This is a genomic window from Corallococcus sp. NCSPR001, from assembly GCF_017309135.1.
GTDB lineage: Bacteria > Myxococcota > Myxococcia > Myxococcales > Myxococcaceae > Corallococcus.
On sequence record NZ_JAFIMS010000002.1, the window covers coordinates 6,731,335 to 6,750,593 of the forward strand.

Here is a 19,259-nt window from a genome sequence, read left to right on the forward strand (position 1 = left end):
CCTCGGGGGATCACGAGAGACCCTGTCCCCAAAGGCAGTACCACCTCCGAGGTACAGACACGGATCCTCGACCTCGCCAACCTGCCGGCTCGGATGGAGACGCTCTGTCGTCGAACTCTACAGGCCTGTAGCGAAAGTCCGTACGGACCGGAGCCAACCTGAAAGCGGGCGTGCGCATGTCAGTGAGGTGTGGGGGATGAATGGACGAGATCTTCACGAACGGATCTTGAGCGGGGACCGGACGGCGTCCGTGGACGTCTTCCTGACGTTCATGGATCCACTGATCCGGGCATTGAAAAGGAACCCGGGCTGTAACGATGACGACGCCAACGACTCGGCCATCGACGCGGTGTACGCGTACCTCCAGAAGCCCCTGAAGTACGACCCCCACAAGAGCAGCCTGAGCACCTACCTGGGACGCATTGCGCTGCGTAGAGCCCAGGATCGCTTCCGCTCCTCCAGCGCCAGGACACTCCGAAACAGGGATTTCGGGGGTGCTGTCGCAGTTTGGTCCAGGGAACCGAACAAGGACATGGAGACCCGCGCGGAGGTGGACCTGATTTTGAAGAAGTTCGACCAGGCAGGGTTTTCCGAGAGGGACCAGGCCTGTCTGCGACTGATGCTCACCGGAGAGCGGTCCACGGACCGCCTGGCGGAGGTGCTGGGACTGATGCACCTGCCCCAGCTCGAACGCCGGCGAGAGGTGAAGCGAAACCAGGACCGCCTCATGAAGGCGCTGAAGCGCCTCTTCGAGGAGGGACACGATGACGAATCCTGATTGGTTGAAGCGAGCAGCGGAGCGCAGCACGGGCGAGGCGGGAATGCTCGGCCACGTCTTCACTGCCTACCGTGAGATGGAAAAGCTTTCGGAGGCATCGCTGGTTCAGCGGCTGGGGTGCACGCCGGAAGTGTTCCAGTGGTTGTCGCTCTGCACGACGCCGGATGGGCCAGCCTTCGAGGAACAGACCCGCGCCATCGCCGACCGCTTCGGGGTCGACGTCCAGAAGCTCGTGCTGGTGCTCCGGCGCGTCCAGGTCTTGCGGACCCTGCGCAAGCCCGCCCAGGGCACGGTCCGAGGGACCATTCAACTGGCGGCCCGCGACCGCGACGAAGAAGTCCCGCTCGAGGACGAGTTCGATCCATGACCGAGCAATGGCTGGTGGAGGCCGTCACCCAGAGCCGGCTCTCCTTCCCTCCGGGATTTCCCCGCGATATCGCGACGGAGGCCCCGCGGCGGCATCCGCTTGACCTGGTGGGACTGCCGGGGCTGACGGTGGAGGGCGTGCGCCAATGGCTCGCCCAACACGGCCTGCCGGACGAGCTGAGCGGCGCCGACCGGCGGCTCTACGGCTGCATGGTGGCCAGGGCCGGAGCCGCCACGCTGTTCTTCGACAGCGACGACTCCGAGGCGGAGCAACGCTTCACCCTGGCTCACGAGGTGGCGCACTACGTGCTCGACCACCTCCTGCCCCGGACCCGGGCCCTGGACTTCTTCGGCGAGGACATCCTCCCCGTGCTCGACGGCGAACGGGCGCCCCGGGTGGATGAGTACATGGGTTCGCGCTTCAGCGACGTGCCCCTGGGCCTCCAGGTGCACCTGATGGACCGCGGAGAAGGCGGCGACGTGGACTCGGGGGCCGTGCTGCTGGCGGAACAGCGGGCGGACCACCTGGCCCTGGAGCTCCTCGCGCCCATGACCGCAGCGCGCGCGCAGCTGAACGAGGTGTCCGCGATGGAGGGCCCCCGGTGCCTGGAGGCCGTGTTCGGTCTGCCGACGGCCGCCGCGCGGACCTACGCCCGGATGCTGCGCAAGCGCCGTCGGCATCCGGAGTTCTCCGTGGTCGACTTCTTCGGTGATGACGAAAGGTGACAATGGCTGACGAGACTCCCCCTGACGACGACGAGTCCAACCTCCTGGGTGACCAGGAGTTCCGGTCCACCTTTGGGGAGGACCTGGCGCAGACGCTGGACCTGGACACGTGGAGCCCGGGCGTGGATCCGAAGGAGATCATGACCCGGTTCCAGCGGGAGGTCTCCACCTCGGTCCAGAAGGAAGACCGCATGCGGCAGGTCATCCGCGCGGAGCTGCTGCCACGGCTCGCGGGACGCAAGCGCGCCCCTCCGGAGTCGGGCGTGTTCCGGGCCTACGGCAAGGAGCTGGCCACCATCCACGAAGGCCTGCTGTTCCCCGGCAATGTCGTCGCCGTGCTCGGCACGTCGGTGTCCCATGAAAGTCTGCCTTTGGGCATCACCCAGATTGGTGTCGCGGCCGTGGGCTACCAGGGGAGCGCGGGGACCTTCTCCCAGCGCCTGTTCCGCAAGGACCTGGCGGCGAAGGACACCAATCCACTCAAGGAGGCCATCGACTACATCGCGAACCGCCACAACTCGAAGACCGTCAGCCACCGGGAGATCCTCTCCCGTCTGGCCCAGCGGGGCATCCGCACCTACGCCGAGCGGGCCATCCTGGTGGACAAGGTGACGGCGGAGTGGCGCCTCGGGCAGGGCAATCCCTTCGCGCATGAGCTGCTCACCGGCTCGGGCCACCTCAGCCTGTTGAAGGCCTCGCTGGACGTGCTGGAGCGCCTCGTCCGGGACCAGCAGAAGTTCGTGTTCGTCTCCAACGCGCAGATGGAGCGGGGGCTGCTGACGCTGGGCCTGGCGCTCGATGCGGGCGAATACATCGTCTTCGAGACCCTGGAGCGGCAGAGCGAACAACTGCTCCACGCGTGGAAGGCCACCGACCCCCGCCTGCCGCTGGCGCAGGCCTTCGTGCAGAAACACGGCAAGGACGTGCTCCTGGGCGTCTTCCGGGTCTCGGGCCGCACGGCCCCGCGTCTGTTCTACGCGCACCGTGAGCACGTCCACATGGCCGTCCGAGTGGCCATGGCGGACAGCGTCCTGCGTCTGGAGAAGAGCTATCCCCTCCTCCTGGACGTCGCGGAGCTCACGTGCCGCAGCGTCTTCGGCGAGGACGGTTTCGAAGGCCTGGTGCAGGACGCCTACGCGCAGGCGGGAGCCCACCTCCAGTATCTGCTCGAGCGCGAATCACGTCGGTAACGGGGGAAAGACACACACCATGGCGAACAACGGCAAGACACCGCATCCCGCAGTTCCCGCATCGCTCAACGGCGCTTCGAACCCCGCCCAGCAGCCTCTTCCGCCCCGGCAGGCCGGCAGTCCCGCGGCCCCCTCCGCGCAAGGCCCCGCGAAGCCCGCCGCCGCGCCTGTCTCCGCGGACGGCAGGCCCGCGCCGCAGCAGGGGCCGAAGAGGCCGCTCATCAGTCAGACGCCCCCCAGGACGCTCAACGAACTGGCCGACATCAGCAACCGGGCCGGGCTGTACCAACCCGACCCCGAGCTGGCGAACGCGGTGGGCTTCACGCACTTCGACACGTCGAGCAGCGACGACAACGTGCTCACGGTGTTGATGACCCGTGATGACCTGCCCCGGCTGGCCTCCCAGACGCTCGTGCGGGTGAAGTCGCGCGAGGACAAGCGTGACTACCTGGGGGTCGTGGTCCGGGGGCCGTTCGCGGAGCCCAACGCCGTCCCCGCGAACTCCACCATGGCCGTGGGCGTCATCACGCACGGAAAGAAGCTGACGTACACGTTCGAGTACCACGGCCGCGCCGAGGTGGAGTTGCTGGGACAGGAGGTCGGCGGCGTGCTGCAACCGCCCCGCTTCCGGCCCCGGCCCCAGAGCCCGGTCTTCGTGCTGAGCGAGGAAGAGAGCGCGAAGGTGCTGGGCGTGGGCGGGGCGATGAGCCTGGGCCGGGTCGTGGGGTATGACAACATGGAGGCGCGGCTGGATCCCCAGGACAAGGCCATCCTCCCCCGTCACACCGGAATCATCGGCACCACGGGTGGCGGCAAGTCCACGACGGTCGCGACGCTCATCCACCGGGCGCAGCTCTCCGGCATCGCGACCATCGTCTTTGACGTCGAGGGTGAATACACCCACGTGGACCAGCCCACCGACGACAAACCGATGCAGGAGCTGCTCAAGCAGCGGAAGCAAAGGCCGGAAGGGGTGAAGGACCTGCACATCCACCACCTCACGGGCCGGGACAGTCGCAATCCCAGCCATAAGCATCGGCACGGCTTCTCGCTGAAGTTCTCCAGCCTGTCGCCCTATGCCATCTCGGAGATCCTGAACATGTCGGATGCGCAGCATGAACGCTTCCTGCGCGCCTTCGACGTCACGAAGCAGCTCCTGGAGGACTTCAAGATCTTCCCTCGGAACGAGGCCGAGAAGCAGCAGATCCTGGAGCTGGATGAACAGGACACCGGCTACCCTCGGATGACCATCGATCACATCCTGGATGTCGTAAACACCTATACATACACCCTGGGCAGCGAGGGCCGCACGGAGGCTCGGGCCGGCGGCGGACGGCGCAGGCGGGCAGAGGAGAACGAGTCGGATGGAGAGGAGGACGGCTCCGAGGATGTGCCCACCGTGTCGCGAGGCCTCTCGCTCCTCAGCGAGTTCCGGACCAGGGTCAACCTGGTCAAGGGCCGGGTCATGGCGCAGAGGAGCACCTCCGAGCTGAGCTGGAAGACCCTGGGCAACAAGCTCCAGTTGCTGAAGCGGCTGAAGGTCTTCGACGTCGAGAACACTCCTGGCGTGAACTACGACTCCATGCTCCAGGCCGGGCGGGTGTCGGTCATCGACCTGTCGAACACGGACTCGCCGCAGCTGAACAACCTGGTCATCGCGGACATCCTCCGGGGGCTCCAGGAGCACCAGGAGCGGCGCTACCAGGAAGCCGCCGAGCGGAACAAACGCGTCACGCCCGTGCTCATCATCATCGAGGAGGCCCACGAGTTCCTGTCCACCAGCCGCATCAAGCAGATGCCCGTGCTGTTCGAACAGGTGGCGCGCATCGCCAAGCGGGGCCGCAAGCGGTGGCTGGGGCTCGTCTTCGTCACGCAGTTGCCCCAGCACCTGCCTGACGAGGTGCTGGCCCTGCTCAACAACTTCGTCATCCACAAGATCACCGACGGCGCGGTCATCAGCCGGATGCAGAAGTCCGTGGGCAGCATCGACGAGAGCTTGTGGAACCGTGTGTCGCGGCTCGCTCCAGGCCAGGCGCTGATGTCGTTCAGCCACTTCACCCGGCCCCTGATGGTGGCCGTGGACCCTGCCCCCGTGAAGCGGCTGCTCGTCGACTAGGATTGACCCAAAGTCCAGGAACCCCGGAGGCCAGGAGCGATATAGAGCGAGCCTCATGCTCGGCTCCGCGCTCCTCGCCTCCGTCATCGTCGCACAGGCGCCTGTGTCCCCGGCTTCACGTGCCGCGGAGGCACTGGGCCTGGGCCCTGTCCTCGACTCCGTCGTTCACCAGGGCGTGACCTACGTCGCGCTCGGCCGTGGCGGCATCGCCGTGCTCAAGCTCGAAGGCGCCTCGCCCCAACTCGTGCGACGCATCGAGGAGGGCCGGCGCTTCGTGCGGCTCGTCGTCGTGGGCCAGTCGCTCCTCGCCATCGAGCAGCGCGAGGAGGCCCATGCGTTCTCCCTCGCCACGCCGGAGCAGCCGCAGCCGGATTCGCTGGCCTCCGCGCTGGGCGCGGCGCGCGACCTCACCGTCGTCACCCAGGCGCCGCCTTCGCCCCAGGCCCCGCCACCCACTGCGGCCCCCTCCTCCGCCCGGCTCACCGTCACCGACGTGCATGATGGCGACGTGACGCTCTCCGGAGGTGCCCTGGCCGGCCTGGGCGAAGGCGTCCGCGTCCGTGTGCGCACGCAAGACTCCCGCGAGGTGGTTCTGAAGGTCATCGAATCCCGCGAGGACACCGCCATCGCCCGTCTGGGCCGCGGTGAGAACGTGCGCGTGGGTGACACCGCCGTCATCACTGACGCCCCCGCCACCGCGCGCCTCTTCTTCCCCGAGCCCGGAGTGCCGCACCTGCGCTACGGCTTCCATGCCCGGCCCTTCCTCGCGCTGGACGCGAAGACGCGGGAGGGCAACTCCGCTCGCGCGGGCGGCCTGCTCCTGGATGCGTTCATCGCGTGGCGGCCCGGGGACCTGCCCCTGGTGCTGAGCGCGCAGTTGGACCCCGTGGGCTTCGGCCTGGGCACCGGCCTGCGCCACTCGCCGGGCTCCGCGTATGTCGCCGCCGCCTACTCCACCGACTTCCTGGAGGTCGGCATCGGCGCGGGCGCGCTGTTCGGACAGAAGGAGTGCAGCACCCAGTTCGACTACGACCCGAACACCTACGAGCCCATCAACCCCAGGACCGTGTGCGACTCCAACGCGGGCGTGTCCTTCCAGCAGGTGCTGCGGCTGGGCGCGCTCGACGGATTCCACATCGCGTGGAACTCCGCCATCCTCTCGCGCGACAACCAGTTCCGCTTCGGCTCCGGACGCGGCGAGGTCCAGGTGCCCCTCACGCCCAGCCTCTCCCTCTTCGGCGCGGGCGGAGGCTCGGCCAGCGGATGGGGCTTCGGCGAGCTGGGCGTGCGCAGCTTCCTCAAGGGCACCGGCGGCTCCGGCACCACCGTGCTCTCCGCCAGCCTGGGCGTCGTGTCGCTGTCGGACGGCACCGGCGAGGCTCTCACCGGCCCTTCCATCGCCATCGGCATCGAGCGCCGTCCCTGAGCGTCAGTGGCCGGAAGCCATCGACGCGGCGAACTCCTCCGGCACCATCTCCCCGGAGATGGGGAAGTCCTTCGACGCCCGCTTCCACGCCTTCCCACCCGCCGGGCGGACAGGCCCCCGAGGGAGCCGCCCCAGGCTGATGAGCGTCAGCGACACCAGGCCGAGCCCCACGGCGCCCGCCGCCAGTTCGTCCACGAGGCCCACCCGGCGAAGGCCGCCCACCCCCAGGAGCGGCAGCGCGGCGATGGGCGTGGCCACCCACGCCAACCACGTGCGCCAGTTCGCGCGGGCCTGTTGCCTCAGTGCGTCGATTGAAGCCATCGGGGCATCCTTCCGGACAGGGAGGTTGTCCAGGAGGATGGGGATGGACCGGGGCCCGGTGAAAGGCCCCCTCGTCGCGCTCGCCTGCCCCCTCACGGGCGGGGCTGGAGTGCCCGCATGCCGCCTCCGCTTCAGCCCTTGCGCCGGGTGAAGCCCTCCGCGCGCAGCTTCTTCATCAGCCGGTCCGCGGCGGCCTTCGCCTGCCACTCATGCGCGAAGCGCTTGGAGGACGTGCGCCCCGGCGACCCCAGGTGGCCCTTGCGGACGTTGAGCACGTTGCGAGCGACCCGCACCCCACGGAATTCGCCATCGTCGTGCGCGTAGAGCACCTCGCCCTTGCCTCCCGCGGGCTTCTTCGGCGCCACCAGGGGCTTCGCATCCTTGAAGCTCACGTCCACCCAGGCCGCGCGGCGCACGCGCACCTGGGGCTTCGTGCCGAAGTGGAACGTGACGTGCCAGCGAGCCTGGGCCTCCGACTCCAAGAGGGCCTCCCCCCACGAGCGGTGCCCGGACTCAGGCGTGCGCGGCAGGAAGGGCTCCACCGTGCGCAGGAACGCGAGGTACTCCTTCTCCTGCCGCGCATAGCCGAGGACCCGCGTCGACTCCGGCAGCTCCAGTTGAAGCTCGCCCGCCTTCGTGGGGCCCTTCAGGAGGACCGCGTCGAGGAAGGCATTCCTGCCCTGGAGCGCCGCGCACTGTTTCCAGAACTCCGCGGACACGCGCACGTTGCGTGCGCTCTCAAGCCTGGTCGAATCACCCATGGTGCGGGACGGTAGCAAGTCCGGGCCCGCTGGGGACACCGCTTCGTTCAGCCGCTCAGCGCCCTCACGCGCGCCGCGAGGTTCTGCGTGAAGAGCCGGTAGATGTGCAGCGAGGCCGCGTCGTGCGTGGCCAGGAAGTGCTGGAAGCTCTCGCGGGTGATGCGCAGCGCGCGCACCGCCGTCTTCGCGCGCACGTTCGCGGACACGGGTCCGTCCTGCACGAGCGAAATCTCTCCCAGGTGCGAGCCCGGCCCCAGCGTGTTGAGGTGCCGCGCGTTGTGCTCGTTGCCGGAGTGGACGTCCACGGTGCCCTCCAGCAGCACGAGCAGCCCCGTGCCGGGAGCGCCCTTCTCCAGCAGCACCGTGCCCGGCGCCGCCGTCACGGGCCGCGCCAGGCGGTACAGGTCCTTCATGTCCTCCAGCGGCAGCTCGCCGAAGATGGGGATGGCCTTGAGGAAGCGGTAGCCACTGGCCTCCGGCACGGTCGCGCCCGCGGCCAGCCGCGCGAGGAGCGCCTCCGCCTCCACGTCCAGGCCCATGCGCCGCAGCAGCCTCGCCTTCTCCGTCACCAGGACCGGATCCGCGCGCAGGTGGTCGGCGCTGCTCAGCGCGTCCGCCAGGACCGCGAGCGCCCGGTGCGTGAAGCCGCCTGCGTCCAGCACCTTGCACGTGCGCAGCACGGCCTCGACGTAGCGGGGATCCTCCGCGAGCACGCCGCCCAGGGCCTCGGCCTCCGCGTGGGCCTGTCCCAGTTCGCTGTAGAGGTCCGCGGCCTCGAAGGGGCGGCCCAGGCGGACCAGGCAGTGCGCCATGGACTCCTTGGCGCCCAGTCCCCGGTAGACCTCCAACGCGCGCTCCAGCGCCCCGCCCCGCTCGAAGGCCGCCGCGGCGCGCTCCACCTCGCCCGCGCGCAGGTACGCCTCCGCGGCCGCCACGTGCTGACCGCCCTGGGCGTACAGGTCCGCCACGGAGACGTCGTCGCCGCTGCCGTCCAGGAGCCGGGCCGCGCCCGTGAAGTCCCGCGCCCGGCGCAGCACGTCCACCAGCCAATGGCGCTCCTTCACCGTCCCCTGCGCGGCCTCCTTGCGAAGCCGCTCGCGCTGCGCCGCGCCCAGCTCCTCGTAGAGCTGCGCCGCGCGCTCCGGCTCGCCTTGCGCCGCCAGGGTCTGCACCACCTGGAGCGTGCCGCCCCGCAACGAACCGCCCCGACTGCTGCCCGCCGTATCGCCTGCCATGTCACACGTCCCTTCCCAGACCCGCCCCGTCGGGGCGGCGCGCCCGGTTCCACCAGCGCCTGACAAACCAGGAACCCGGGCGTAAAGCCAGTCTCGACCGGCCCCCCCGTGGCCCTGGAGACACCGGGTCCGGTAGGGTCCGGGCATGGTTGTTCCCGTCCTGGCCGGGGTGGCTCCGGACCGTCTCCCCGGGCCCTCGCGTCCGCGCTCCTGGTACCTGGTGGCTCCGTCCGCGGCCCTGCGGCCCGGCCACGCGATGGGCGTTCAGGTGGGTGGCCAGGAGGTGGTGGTGTTCCGGAGCCAGCAGGGCCGGGTCCACGCCCTGTCCGCGCACTGCCCGCACCTGGGGGCGCACCTGAAGCACGGCACCGTCCAGGGCGAGCTGCTGCGCTGTCCGCTGCACCATTGGAGCTTCGACGGAGGGGGCCGCTGCCGGGCCGCGCCTGGCCGGAGCGACGTGTCCGCCCTGCCGGGGCCCCGGGCGTGGCCGGTGGAGGAGCGCTTCGGTGGGGTGCTCGTGTTCAACGGCCCCGAGGCGCTCTTTCCCCCACCCGACGTGGGAGGTGGGGAGCACCACTGGAACGTGGGACCTCCGGTGACGGTGGGCTGTCCGTGGTTGCCGCTGGCGGCGAACTCGTTCGACCTGGACCATCTGCGCACGGTGCACCATCGGGAGCTGTGGGACACGCCGACCTGGGAGACCCCGGACCGGTACACCCTGCGCCTGCGCTACACGTCGCGCGTCATCGGCACGGGCGCGAGCGACCGGCTGATGAAGGCGCTGTCGGGCAACCGCATCCGGGTGGAGCTCACGCTGCACGGCGGGACGTTGATCTCGGTGAAGAGCGACCTGGGCCGGGCGCGGGGGCTGCTGCTCGCGAGCCTGACGCCGGTGGCGGAGGGGACGTCGGTGCGGCTCGCCGTCGCGGCGAGGCGGGGGCGGATTCCAGGCGCGGCGGCGCTGGTGCTCGGGGTGTCGCGGTGGCTGTACACGTCGTTCCTGCGGCGCGACATGGCCGTGCTGGACGGCATGCGCTTCAACGTCGCGACAGCGACGGCGGATCCGGTGATGCGCCAGCTGCTCGACTTCGCGGTGGGCCTGCCCGAGGACGGCGAAGATGCGCGCCGATGACGCTCCGCCGATTCCCGCCGCGCTCAACGCGGCGCTGCTCGTCGCGGCGATGGGCGCGGGGGCGCTGTGCCTTTGGACGGCGTCGCACGCGGAAGGGCTCTGGGTGCGGCTGGTCGCGGCCGGGGTGTTCTCCTACGTGAACAACACGGTGTTCTCGCTGTTGCATGAAGCGACGCACGGGGTGCTGCACCCATCGCGGCGGATCAACGACGGGCTGGGCCGGCTGGCGGCGGCGTTCTTCCCCACGTCGTTCACGCTGCAGCGGGCCTTCCACCTCACGCATCACCGGTACAACCGCACGGCGCGAGAGCAGTTCGACTACCTGCACCCGGGCGACCACCGCTTCCTCAAGTATGCGCAGTGGTACGTCATCCTGACCGGCGTCTACTGGCTGTTCGTTCCGCTGGGGGCGCTGGTGTTCGCAATCGCGCCGGGCCTGCTGCGGAGGCTGCGAGGGCCGGGCACGCGCTACGGGGAACAGACGGGCGCGGACGCGTACCTGGGGCGGCTGGAGGACGCTCCGGGGGCGGCCATCCGGATGGAGGTGTTGGGGATGGCGGCGGTGCAGGCAGGGCTGGCCTACGCGCTGGACCTGACGCTCGTGGGGTGGGCGCTCTGCTACGCGGCCTTCGCGGTGAACTGGAGCTCGCTCCAGTACGCGGATCACGCGTGGTCGCCGCTGGACGTGCGCGAAGGGGCCTGGGACCTGAGGGTCGCCGCGCCGGTGCGCTGGGTGTTCCTCAACTACCACTATCACCGGGCGCACCACCGGTACCCGCAGGTGCCCTGGCTCTACCTGGGGCGCTACGTGGACGAGAGTGTTCCCCGGCCATCCTTCCTGGGCATCTGGCTGTCCATGTGGCGAGGACCCCGGCCATTCCCGGAGCAGCCAGAGTGAGCGCGTCCAATGGGAAGGAAGCGCACACGGAGGGCCCGCTCTTCGGCTGGCCAGAGCGCGGGGAACTGAAGCGGACGGGCGCGATGACGTGCGGCTTCGCGCTGTTCTTCCTCGCGGTGTACGGCGGCGCGAGCTGGGTGACAGGCTTCTATTCCGGCGGCCTGCGTGTGGACCTGCCCTTCGAGCAGCACATCCCATTCATGCCCGGCTGGGCCGCCGTCTACATCAGCATGGATGTGCTGCTGCTCCTGTCCCTGTTCATCTTCCGGACGTGGAGACAGATGCTCCCCTTCGCGCTGGCGCTGTGCGCGCAGACGGTGCTGGGCGCGCTCTGCTTCCTCGTCCTGCCGGTGGAGGTGGCGTGGCCACCGCGTGCCGTCACCGGGATCTGGGCGTCCATCTTCCAGGCCGCGGACACGATGAACCTGGAGCGCAACTACCTGCCGTCGCTCCACGTCGCCTTCGCCTGCACGGCGGCCCTGGCCTATCGCGAGCGCTCAGGGCCGGTGGCGAGCACCGTCTTCGCGCTCTGGGCCCTGGCCATCGCGGCGTCCACGCTGCTCATCCACGAGCACCACATGGTGGACGTGTTCGCGGGAGCGTTGCTCGCCTGGGGCATGTGGCGTGTCGTGGCGCCCCGGGTCCGGAAGGAAACCTTCCTCGAAGCCGTGCGGGTGGAGGCCCTCTGCGCGAGGGAGATGTACCGCTTCGCGCGCAGGCATCCGCGTTACGGGCTCATCGCGCTCGCGCTGTATCAGCAATCCCTGGGACGCTGGCGCAAGGCGCGACGGGCACGAGCAGGGTTCTGCTTCCTCCAGATGGTGGATGACGTGCTGGATGGAGACCGCCCCGTCGAAGGCGAACCCCTGGACGCCATTGACGCGCTCCTGCGCACGCTGGCGGCGGGAGCGCCGGGCCCCGCGACGGAGTTCCACGCCACCGCGGTGACGCTGGGCCGGGTGCTGCTCACGGAGCTGTCCGACCCGGAGGCCCGCGAGCAGGTCCTCGAACTGGTGCGCACGATGCGCCGGGACCGCGAGCGGGTGCGTGATGGGCACTGGTGGGACGAGGCAACACTCCAGACCCAGCTCGGAAACACCTTCCGGCTGTCCGTGAACCTGATGCTGCACGTCGCGGACGCGCAGGTGCGAGCAGAGGACGCTCCTTCCCTGCTCGCGGCGTTGGGTTGGTGTTCCGTGATGCGAGACCTGCGCGAGGACCTGGCCCAGGGTCTCTTCAACGTGCCCGCCGACGTCGCCGCGGAAGTGCGCGCCCAGGGACATGCGCCCGAGGACTTCGACTCACTGCTCACGGCGCAAGCCGGACGGGCCTGGGTGCTCGGCGAGTACCAGCGGGCCCGCGCGCTGCTGGACCGCTCCGCGAAGGAGCTGGCTCAACTGGAGGGCAGGCAAGGCGCCGCGTTGCTGCGACTCTTCCACGGGTCGGTGGAGGCCTTCTGGGCGCGGAAGCTGCCGCGCCGCATGCCCTTCCTGCGCGAAGCGCCGGTGCTCGAAAGCACCTGAGTCCTTCACGCGGGGTCACCCTCCCTGCTCGAGGAGTGAGTCCGCGGAGCATGACGTGGCGCATGCGTTGACGCGAAGCGGACGGAGGCATCTGCTGGACGCATGTCCGACTCCGCTCCTTCCATCTCCAGCGCGCGTCCGGTGGATGCCTCCGAACGGTTGCCGCTCCTGGATGTGCTGCGCGGCTTCGCGTTGTGGGGCGTCTTCGTGTCAAACAGCTTCGCCTGGTTCAGCGGCCGGGTCCTGATGCCACGAGAGCAGGCCCAGGCACTGGCGGCGCCGCCCTTCGAGGCGGCCGTCACGGCGCTCTACCACTTCTTCGTGAACCAGAAGTTCGTCACGCTGTTCGCCTTCCTCTTCGGGCTGGGGTTCTCCATCCAGCTCACACGGGCCGCGTCACGAGGCGCCTCCGTCGTCCCGGTGTATTCACGGCGTCTGCTCGTGCTGCTGGGCATAGGGGTGGTGCATCTCACGGTGCTCTGGACGGGAGACGTCCTCTCCACCTACGCCCTGCTGGGCTTCGCGTTGCTCCTCTTCCGCGATCGTTCGGACCGGACGCTCTGGGTGTGGGTGGGCCTGTCGGTGGTGGTGGTGCCGTTGCTGGTGCCAGCGCTCCTGCACTTCGGTCCCATCCTGCTGCACGGAGCGCAGGCGGCGGCGGACGCGGCGAAGGCCTCGGAAGCCATGGAGGCGCGGACGCGGGAGCAACTGCTGCTCGGGCTCAAGAGCGACTCACTCTGGGCGACGCAGGCCGCGAACGCGCACTTCCTCCAGTACATGCTGCCCACGCTGAAGCGGCTGCTGTGGATGATCTTCATCCTGGGCCGGTTCCTGCTGGGGCTGCTCGCGGGCCGGCACCTGTTGCTCCAGGACGTGGAGCGCCACCGCGCCTGGCACCGGAAGATGCTGGGTTGGGGTCTGGTGCTGGGCGTGCTGGGAAATGGCGCCGGGGTGGTGGTTCAGCATCTGCGGCTCGCGGGAGTGCTGGACCCGGCGAAAGCCCACTGGATGTTCACCCTGTCCGCAATCCAGGAGATGGGCTACCTGGGCCTCGCCGCGGCCTACGTGGCCGCCTTCGCTCTGCTCTTCCAGCAGGAGCGCTGGCGCAGGTGGCTGGGCATCCTGGCGCCGGTGGGTCGCATGGCGCTCACAAACTACCTGATGCAGACGGTGGTGAGCCTCTGCCTCTATGACGGCTGGGGGTTGGGGCTCATCGGCAAGCTGCCGCCCTCACGCTGCGTGGCCCTGAGCCTCTTGGTGTTCGCGCTCCAGATTCCCCTCAGCCACTGGTGGCTGGCGCGCTTCCGCTTCGGTCCAGCCGAGTGGCTGTGGCGCTCGCTCACCTACGGCCAGCGCCAGCCCATGCGGCTTGGGCTCAAGCCATCGCCGGCCGGCGTCCCCGGCGTCCGATGAAGAAACCCGCGCCGAGCGCGGCGACCGCGACCAGGGCCCCGAAGCCCATGGCGGCGTTCTTCACCTTGGTGAGCAGGGGGTTGTCGAACACGTTGGTGGAGTAGTGGAACGCGGCGATGAGCCACCGGTCGCCCTCCTTCACCAGGGTGCACGTCCACCGCCCATTGACGACCAGGTCCGTGCCGTCACTCAGGATGTAGTGGTCCAGCGACGAGCCATACGCGACGCCCGCGTTTCCATACAGGCGCGTGAGCGCATCCACGTCGAACTTCGCGGTGACCTTCTTCACGACGCTGTTCGGGCCACCGAGCATCTGCGCGTAGTACGCGCGGATGGCGTCCTTCCCCACGCGAACGTCATTGTTCATGGTGGAGAACACGACGTCCGGGTGCAGGTGCGACAGCAGCCGGTCCAGGTCCTGCTTGTTGAGCGCATCCTCCATGTCCTGCTTGATGGCGCGCAGCGCCTGATGCGTCGCTTCATCGCCAGAAGCCACCGCCGCCGGAGTCACGGCGTCCTGGGCCCCCGACACGACGGGGACCGCGACGAACAGCAACGCCAGGAGACCTACGAACCGGGTGCGCACCATCGAAGCTCCATGAAGGAAGAGGACGGCGAGCATCCTAGGCAGGTCCCCAGAGGTTCGTTAACAAACCCGTCGAATCAAGGGTCCGCGTGATGACGCGCGCCTCACGAAGCGCGGCGATGTGTCGCGACGGGAGGCCCCCACCCGGGCCCGGTCCCATCAAAACGTGTCCGACAGTCGAACAGGCTCCCGCGGCATGGGCCGGAGCCCGTGATTTGACCGGCCGGAGCGCGACGTCGCGCACGCGAACGCCAAGGTAGGGCACGGACAGAGGCGCCCGCTCGGGGCCGGTTGTCTCAAAACTTGTCCGACAGTCGGACAGGTTTTCGCCGTCCGGGTCCGGGGGGCGGCCTCCTGGCTGGCAATGAGCACGGGGGCCCCGCACGTCAATGTCAGACCCCTATGGTTGGATGGCGATGCTGGGTCGAGGAAGGGGAATGGGGATGGGACGGGGCGGACTCGTGGCTTATGTGGAGGCGCAAATCGAGCGCGACATCGCGCTGGGACGATTGCACCCGAGCGGGCAATTCGGCCCCGAGGCGAAGCTGGCGCAACGCTATGGAGTGTGCCGGGGCACCATCCGCGAGGCGCTGCGGCGGCTGGCGGCACGGGGATTGGTGGTGCAACACCCCGGGCGCAGGACTCGCGCGGTGGCGCTGGATGAGTCGCTGACACTGGAGAACCTGGGGCTGGCGCTGCATGACGTGCGCGCCCCGGAGACCCGGTGGCTTCTGGAGGGCTACTTCAGCCTCAAGCGGCAGGTGCTGGTGGAGCTGCTGGTCGACTGCTGCGCGAAGGCCTCGGACCTCGACTTGGACCGGCTGGGGAGCCTGTGCTTCCAGCTCTGGAACGCGGGGGGCTGGGAGCAAGGAGCCTGCGCCCAGTTGGAGTTCGAGTTGCTGCGGCTGGCGGCGCGGGTGGCGGAGCGTCCCGGGCACGTGCTCCTCGTTCAGTCCCTTCAGCGGGCATTCCTGGGAGGTGCCACCCAACTGCTGCCGCTTCTGGGGGGAGAGGCGCTGCGCAAATGGGCCACCTGCGCGATGAATGCCCTACAGGAGCGCGACGTGCAGGCGCTTCAGCACGAGCTGCCGGCGCTGATGAAGGCTTGCGATGAGCGGGTGCTGAATGCCTTCGCTCCCGTCCCCAAGAAGCATGAGTCTCCCGAGGATCCCATCGATCCCGCGTCAGCCAGCGGGCAGGTGGAGGCGCCTGAGACACACCCGGGCAACGCGGAAGATGGCGTCGATCGCCTGACTCCAGCCGCCGCACAGGACGAGACGCAGGAGCGTGGCCCTGGCCCCCTGGCTCCATCCATTGCACGGGACGATGTGCTGGAGGCACAGCGCCCTCCGTTCCCCCCGGATACCCCATAGGAGGTATGGCCAAACACAACCCAACAGTTTGTAGTTCTGGGCGTCGCCAGTCTGTTCTCACTGCTGGCGCGGCCCGGGCTCGACGGGGTGCAGGGGGATACCGTGGACGCGAATCAATTGCTGGAGCTGGTCAAGCGCTATCAGGATTCCAAATCCTTCATCTCCAACGAAGAGACCGCCAAGCTGGCGCTGGTGGTCCCCTTCATCCGGCTGCTGGGCTACGACCCCGGTCTTCCCCGGGAGGTCCGCCTCGAATACGCGGCGGACTTCGTCCAGGGCGACGGCAAGAAGCTGCCGGACCGCATGGACTTCGCCATCTTCGACCAGACGGGGCAGAAGCCTCTCATCGTCATCGAGACCAAGCCCCTGGGCACGGACCTCCAGTCGCGCGCCCAGCAACTGGCCCGCTACCTCTCCCAGCTCCCGGAACTCCACTTCGGCATCATCACGGATGGTTGCCACTACCTGTTCTTCGGAGACCTGGAGAACCCCAACGTCATGGACCCAGAGCCCTTCTTCACGTTCTCCCTGGAGGACACGAAGTCGGACTGGGCCAAGGTCGCGAAGTTCCTCTCCAAGTTCAGCCGCGAATCCTTCAACGCCACAACGCTCATCACCGACGCGGAGAACAGCCGCTACCGCCAGGGGATGATCGACAAGCTGTCCGCCGCCCTCAAATCGCCCGGCGAACACGAGGGCTTCCTCAAGTGGCTCACCGAGGACATCTACAAGGGAAAGCGGACGACCGCCGTGATGGAGCGCCTCGCGGAGGTCGCGAAGGAGGCCATCGAGCCCACCCTCCTCCGCGTCATGGGCGACGACTTCCTCGACAAGCTCAAGGAGCGCATCCAGCGCTTGAATGAAGGCACCGAGGCCCCCGCCGCCAAGGACGGGCCCAACGTGGTGAAGGCGGACAGCGCGAAGCCTTTCGACATGGAGCCCCGCGCCCCGGGGGACGACAAGACACGCGTCGCCATGGAGACCACCGAGGAGGAACTGGCCTTCTTCGGCGTCGTCCGGGACATCTGCACCAAGAACGGCCACGCGGCGGAGGACGTCCTCTACCGGGACACCTCGAACTACTTCAACGTGTCCTTCAAGAAGCCCACGAAATGGTTCGTGCGGTTCTTTGGCAATGGCAAGCGCAAGTGCATCGCCACCTGGGTCCCCGTCGAGGAGGCGAAGACGCTCGCCTCGGGATTCGAGGTCGAGGCGTCCCCTTCGGCGTTCGGGATCAGCCGGGTCTACATCCAGACGATCCCAGAGGTGTGGGCGCTCAAGGCCCTGGTCGCCCGGAGCCTGGAGCTGTCCCTCACCGCCAAGGAGGAGGCGCCCGCGGAGCCCACGCTCAAGCTGGCAGTGGCTTCACCGTGAGGCTCTTCGACGCGAGGAACTCCGGGTTGAACACCTTGGAGGCGTAGCGGCTGCCGTGGTCACACAGGAACGTGACGATGCGCAGGCCCTGGTCCTGGTGCTTGCGCGCCACCTCCCACGCGGCCCTCACGTTCAGGGCCGCGGAGGTGCCCACCACCAGCGCGTCCTCGCGCGCCAGGTGGTAGAGCATCTCCAGCATGTCCTGGTCCTCCAGGCGCATGGCTTCATCCACTCGCGCCTGCCGGAAGTTCTCCGTCAGCCGCATGATGCCAATGCCTTCCGTGATGGAGCTCCCCGCCGTCTCCATCTTCCCCGTGCGCACCTGGCAGTAGAGCCCCGACCCCGGCGGATCCACCAGCACCACCCGCAGGGCCGGGTTCTTCTCCTTCAGGTAGCGGCTCGTCCCGGACAGCGTGCCGCCGCTGCCCACCGACGCCACCAGCACGTCCACCCGGCCCTCCGCCTGCTCCCAGATCTCCGGCCCCGTCGTCTCGTAGTGGAAGTCGCCGTTCGCCGTGTTTTCGAACTGGTTCATCCACGCCCAGCCGTTCGCTTCCGCCAGCGCCCGCGCCTGGTGGAAGAAATGCGAGGGATTGGAGAACGGCACCGCCGGGACGCGCCGCACCTCCACGCCCATCGCCTCCAGGTACTCGTATTTCTCGCGCGCCTGGTTGTCCGGCATCGTCACGACCACGCGGTAGCCGCGCTCGCGGCCCAGCAGGCCCAGGCCGATGCCGGTGTTGCCCGCGGTGCCTTCGACAATCGTGCCGCCGGGCTTGAGCTGCCCCGTCGCTTCCGCGCGTTGAATCATCCCCTTCGCGGCCCGGTCCTTGATGCTCCCGCCCGGGTTCATGAACTCCGCCTTGGCGACGATGTCACAGCCCGTCCGGCGGCTGAGCGAGCCAATGCGCAACAGCGGCGTGTTCCCCACCGCGTCCCAGAGCGAACCGATTCGTGGCGCCATGTCCGTCCTCCCCCAAGCTACAGCTTGCGCATCCGCACGCGGCGGACCTTGTGGTCACTGCCCTTCACCAGGATGAGCCTCGCCCGTGAGCGCGTGGGCGCGATGTTCTCCGCCAGGTTGGGCCCGTTGATCTCCGCCCACACGGACGCGGCCCGGGCAATCGCCTGCTCGCGCGTCAACTCGGAGAAGCGCCGGAAGAAGGACCGCTCGTCCCGGAACGCCGTCTCCCACAGACGCAGGAAGCGCTCCACGTACCAGTGGCGGATGTCCGTCTCGCTCGCGTCCACGTAGATGGAGAAGTCGAAGAAGTCCGACAGGAACGTCTGCGGCAGGCGCCCGCCCTCCACCGGCCCCGTCTGCAGGACGTTGAGCCCCTCCAGGATGAGGATGTCCGGCTGCCGGATGGACTGCGCCTCCTCCGGAACGATGTCGTAGACGAGGTGCGAGTACACCGGCGCCGTCACCTCCTCGCGCCCCGCCTTCAGCTCCGCCAGGAAGCGCACCAGCGCGCGCCGGTCGTAGCTCTCCGGAAAGCCCTTGCGGTTCATGACGCCCCGCTCGGTCAGCACCCGGTTGGGATGCAGGAAGCCGTCCGTCGTCACCAGCGCCACGCGCGGATGATCCGGCCAGCGGGCCAGCAACGCCTGGAGGATGCGCGCCGTCGTGCTCTTGCCCACCGCCACGCTGCCCGCGATGGCGATGATGAACGGCACCTTGCGCACCGAATAGCCCAGGAACGCCTGCTGCGCCGCCCACAGCGACTGCGCAGACGCCACTTGCAAGTGCAGGAGTCGCGACAGCGGCAGGTAGACGTCCTCCACCTCCTGGAGGTCCAGCCGGTCCCCCAGGCCCCGCAGCTTCTCCACCTCTTCCGCCGTCAACGTCAGCGGCGTGGAGGCCCGGAGCTCGCGCCACGCGTCGCGGTCCAGGTCGACGTACATCGATGCGGCGCGGGGTCTGGTCACGGACATGCCCCCCAGCTTGAACCAGACCGCCCCGGATCCGGCAAGTGAAGGTAACAACAGGTCTTCCCCGCGATCCTTGACAGCAAGACTTTCCCGAACCCAACGTGCCCGT

The 19,259-nt window shown here is 68.8% G+C and carries 17 protein-coding genes and 1 pseudogene; 12 read left to right on the plus strand and 6 right to left on the minus strand.

Translation table 11 applies throughout. The annotated features are described in order from the left end of the window. Positions 1–250 precede the first annotated feature (250 nt). The 6 genes from JYJ93_RS28990 to JYJ93_RS29015 are packed head-to-tail and all read left to right on the plus strand — an operon-like array spanning position 251 to position 6,602. The gene (locus tag JYJ93_RS28990) at positions 251–778 is read left to right on the plus strand and encodes a sigma-70 family RNA polymerase sigma factor (protein WP_206797666.1); all 528 of its coding nucleotides are present in this window, start codon (positions 251–253) and stop codon (positions 776–778) included. Continuing rightward, the gene (locus JYJ93_RS28995; protein ID WP_206797668.1) at positions 765–1,145 is read left to right on the plus strand and encodes a hypothetical protein; all 381 of its coding nucleotides are present in this window, start codon (positions 765–767) and stop codon (positions 1,143–1,145) included. The genes JYJ93_RS28990 and JYJ93_RS28995 overlap by 14 nt, the downstream gene beginning before the upstream one ends. Beyond that, on the plus strand, positions 1,142–1,870 hold the full coding sequence (locus JYJ93_RS29000; protein WP_206797677.1) for an ImmA/IrrE family metallo-endopeptidase: 729 nt from the start codon (positions 1,142–1,144) through the stop codon (positions 1,868–1,870). Before JYJ93_RS28995 ends, JYJ93_RS29000 begins: the two co-directional genes overlap by 4 nt. A 2-nt stretch (positions 1,871–1,872) precedes the next feature. Then, positions 1,873–3,060, plus strand: coding sequence for a hypothetical protein (locus tag JYJ93_RS29005; RefSeq protein ID WP_206797679.1), 1,188 nt, complete (start codon positions 1,873–1,875; stop codon positions 3,058–3,060). 19 nt (positions 3,061–3,079) lie between these two features. Further along, complete coding sequence (locus tag JYJ93_RS29010) at positions 3,080–5,176, plus strand: helicase HerA-like domain-containing protein (RefSeq protein ID WP_206797681.1); 2,097 nt, start codon at positions 3,080–3,082, stop codon at positions 5,174–5,176. Positions 5,177–5,231: 55 nt separating this feature from the next. After that, complete coding sequence (locus tag JYJ93_RS29015) at positions 5,232–6,602, plus strand: hypothetical protein (protein WP_206797685.1); 1,371 nt, start codon at positions 5,232–5,234, stop codon at positions 6,600–6,602. A gap of 3 nt (positions 6,603–6,605) precedes the next feature. Here JYJ93_RS29015 and JYJ93_RS29020 read toward each other — a convergent pair whose 3' ends face one another. The 3 genes from JYJ93_RS29020 to JYJ93_RS29030 all read right to left on the minus strand — a co-directional run bounded on the left by JYJ93_RS29020 (position 6,606) and on the right by JYJ93_RS29030 (position 8,919). Then, a complete protein-coding gene (locus tag JYJ93_RS29020; RefSeq protein ID WP_206797687.1) occupies positions 6,606–6,923 on the minus strand; it encodes a hypothetical protein in 318 nt (105 codons plus the stop codon). A 131-nt stretch (positions 6,924–7,054) separates the two neighbouring features. After that, complete coding sequence (locus tag JYJ93_RS29025) at positions 7,055–7,684, minus strand: hypothetical protein (protein ID WP_206797690.1); 630 nt, start codon at positions 7,682–7,684, stop codon at positions 7,055–7,057. Between the two features lie 47 nt (positions 7,685–7,731). Further along, the gene (locus JYJ93_RS29030) at positions 7,732–8,919 is read right to left on the minus strand and encodes a cyclic nucleotide-binding domain-containing protein (RefSeq protein WP_206797692.1); all 1,188 of its coding nucleotides are present in this window, start codon (positions 8,917–8,919) and stop codon (positions 7,732–7,734) included. Between the two features lie 145 nt (positions 8,920–9,064). Here JYJ93_RS29030 and JYJ93_RS29035 point away from each other — a divergent pair, with 145 nt between their 5' ends. The 4 genes from JYJ93_RS29035 to JYJ93_RS29050 all read left to right on the plus strand — a co-directional run bounded on the left by JYJ93_RS29035 (position 9,065) and on the right by JYJ93_RS29050 (position 13,885). After that, on the plus strand, positions 9,065–10,051 hold the full coding sequence (locus JYJ93_RS29035; protein WP_206797701.1) for a Rieske 2Fe-2S domain-containing protein: 987 nt from the start codon (positions 9,065–9,067) through the stop codon (positions 10,049–10,051). Then, a complete protein-coding gene (locus JYJ93_RS29040; RefSeq protein ID WP_206797703.1) occupies positions 10,038–10,949 on the plus strand; it encodes a fatty acid desaturase in 912 nt (303 codons plus the stop codon). Before JYJ93_RS29035 ends, JYJ93_RS29040 begins: the two co-directional genes overlap by 14 nt. Beyond that, complete coding sequence (locus tag JYJ93_RS29045; protein WP_206797705.1) at positions 10,946–12,472, plus strand: phosphatase PAP2 family protein; 1,527 nt, start codon at positions 10,946–10,948, stop codon at positions 12,470–12,472. The genes JYJ93_RS29040 and JYJ93_RS29045 overlap by 4 nt, the downstream gene beginning before the upstream one ends. Before the next feature lie 102 nt (positions 12,473–12,574). Then, positions 12,575–13,885: a DUF418 domain-containing protein gene (locus tag JYJ93_RS29050; protein WP_206797706.1), complete on the plus strand. Its 1,311-nt coding sequence runs from the start codon at positions 12,575–12,577 to the stop codon at positions 13,883–13,885. Here the strand turns inward: JYJ93_RS29050 and JYJ93_RS29055 are convergent. Further along, positions 13,848–14,474: an SgcJ/EcaC family oxidoreductase gene (locus JYJ93_RS29055; RefSeq protein ID WP_206797716.1), complete on the minus strand. Its 627-nt coding sequence runs from the start codon at positions 14,472–14,474 to the stop codon at positions 13,848–13,850. The genes JYJ93_RS29050 and JYJ93_RS29055 overlap by 38 nt on opposite strands. A gap of 434 nt (positions 14,475–14,908) precedes the next feature. Here JYJ93_RS29055 and JYJ93_RS29060 point away from each other — a divergent pair. Next, positions 14,909–15,622 (plus strand): annotated as a pseudogene (locus JYJ93_RS29060) (GntR family transcriptional regulator); the annotation flags it as partial. Between the two features lie 324 nt (positions 15,623–15,946). Beyond that, on the plus strand, positions 15,947–17,218 hold the full coding sequence (locus tag JYJ93_RS29065) for a type I restriction enzyme HsdR N-terminal domain-containing protein (RefSeq protein ID WP_206797727.1): 1,272 nt from the start codon (positions 15,947–15,949) through the stop codon (positions 17,216–17,218). On the opposite strand, the gene JYJ93_RS29070 is transcribed toward JYJ93_RS29065, so the two are convergent. Further along, the gene (locus tag JYJ93_RS29070; protein ID WP_206797729.1) at positions 17,193–18,182 is read right to left on the minus strand and encodes a cysteine synthase A; all 990 of its coding nucleotides are present in this window, start codon (positions 18,180–18,182) and stop codon (positions 17,193–17,195) included. The two genes, JYJ93_RS29065 and JYJ93_RS29070, sit on opposite strands and share 26 nt — an antisense overlap. Before the next feature lie 17 nt (positions 18,183–18,199). Beyond that, positions 18,200–19,153: a type I pantothenate kinase gene (coaA, locus tag JYJ93_RS29075; protein ID WP_206797731.1), complete on the minus strand. Its 954-nt coding sequence runs from the start codon at positions 19,151–19,153 to the stop codon at positions 18,200–18,202. Positions 19,154–19,259 lie beyond the last annotated feature (106 nt).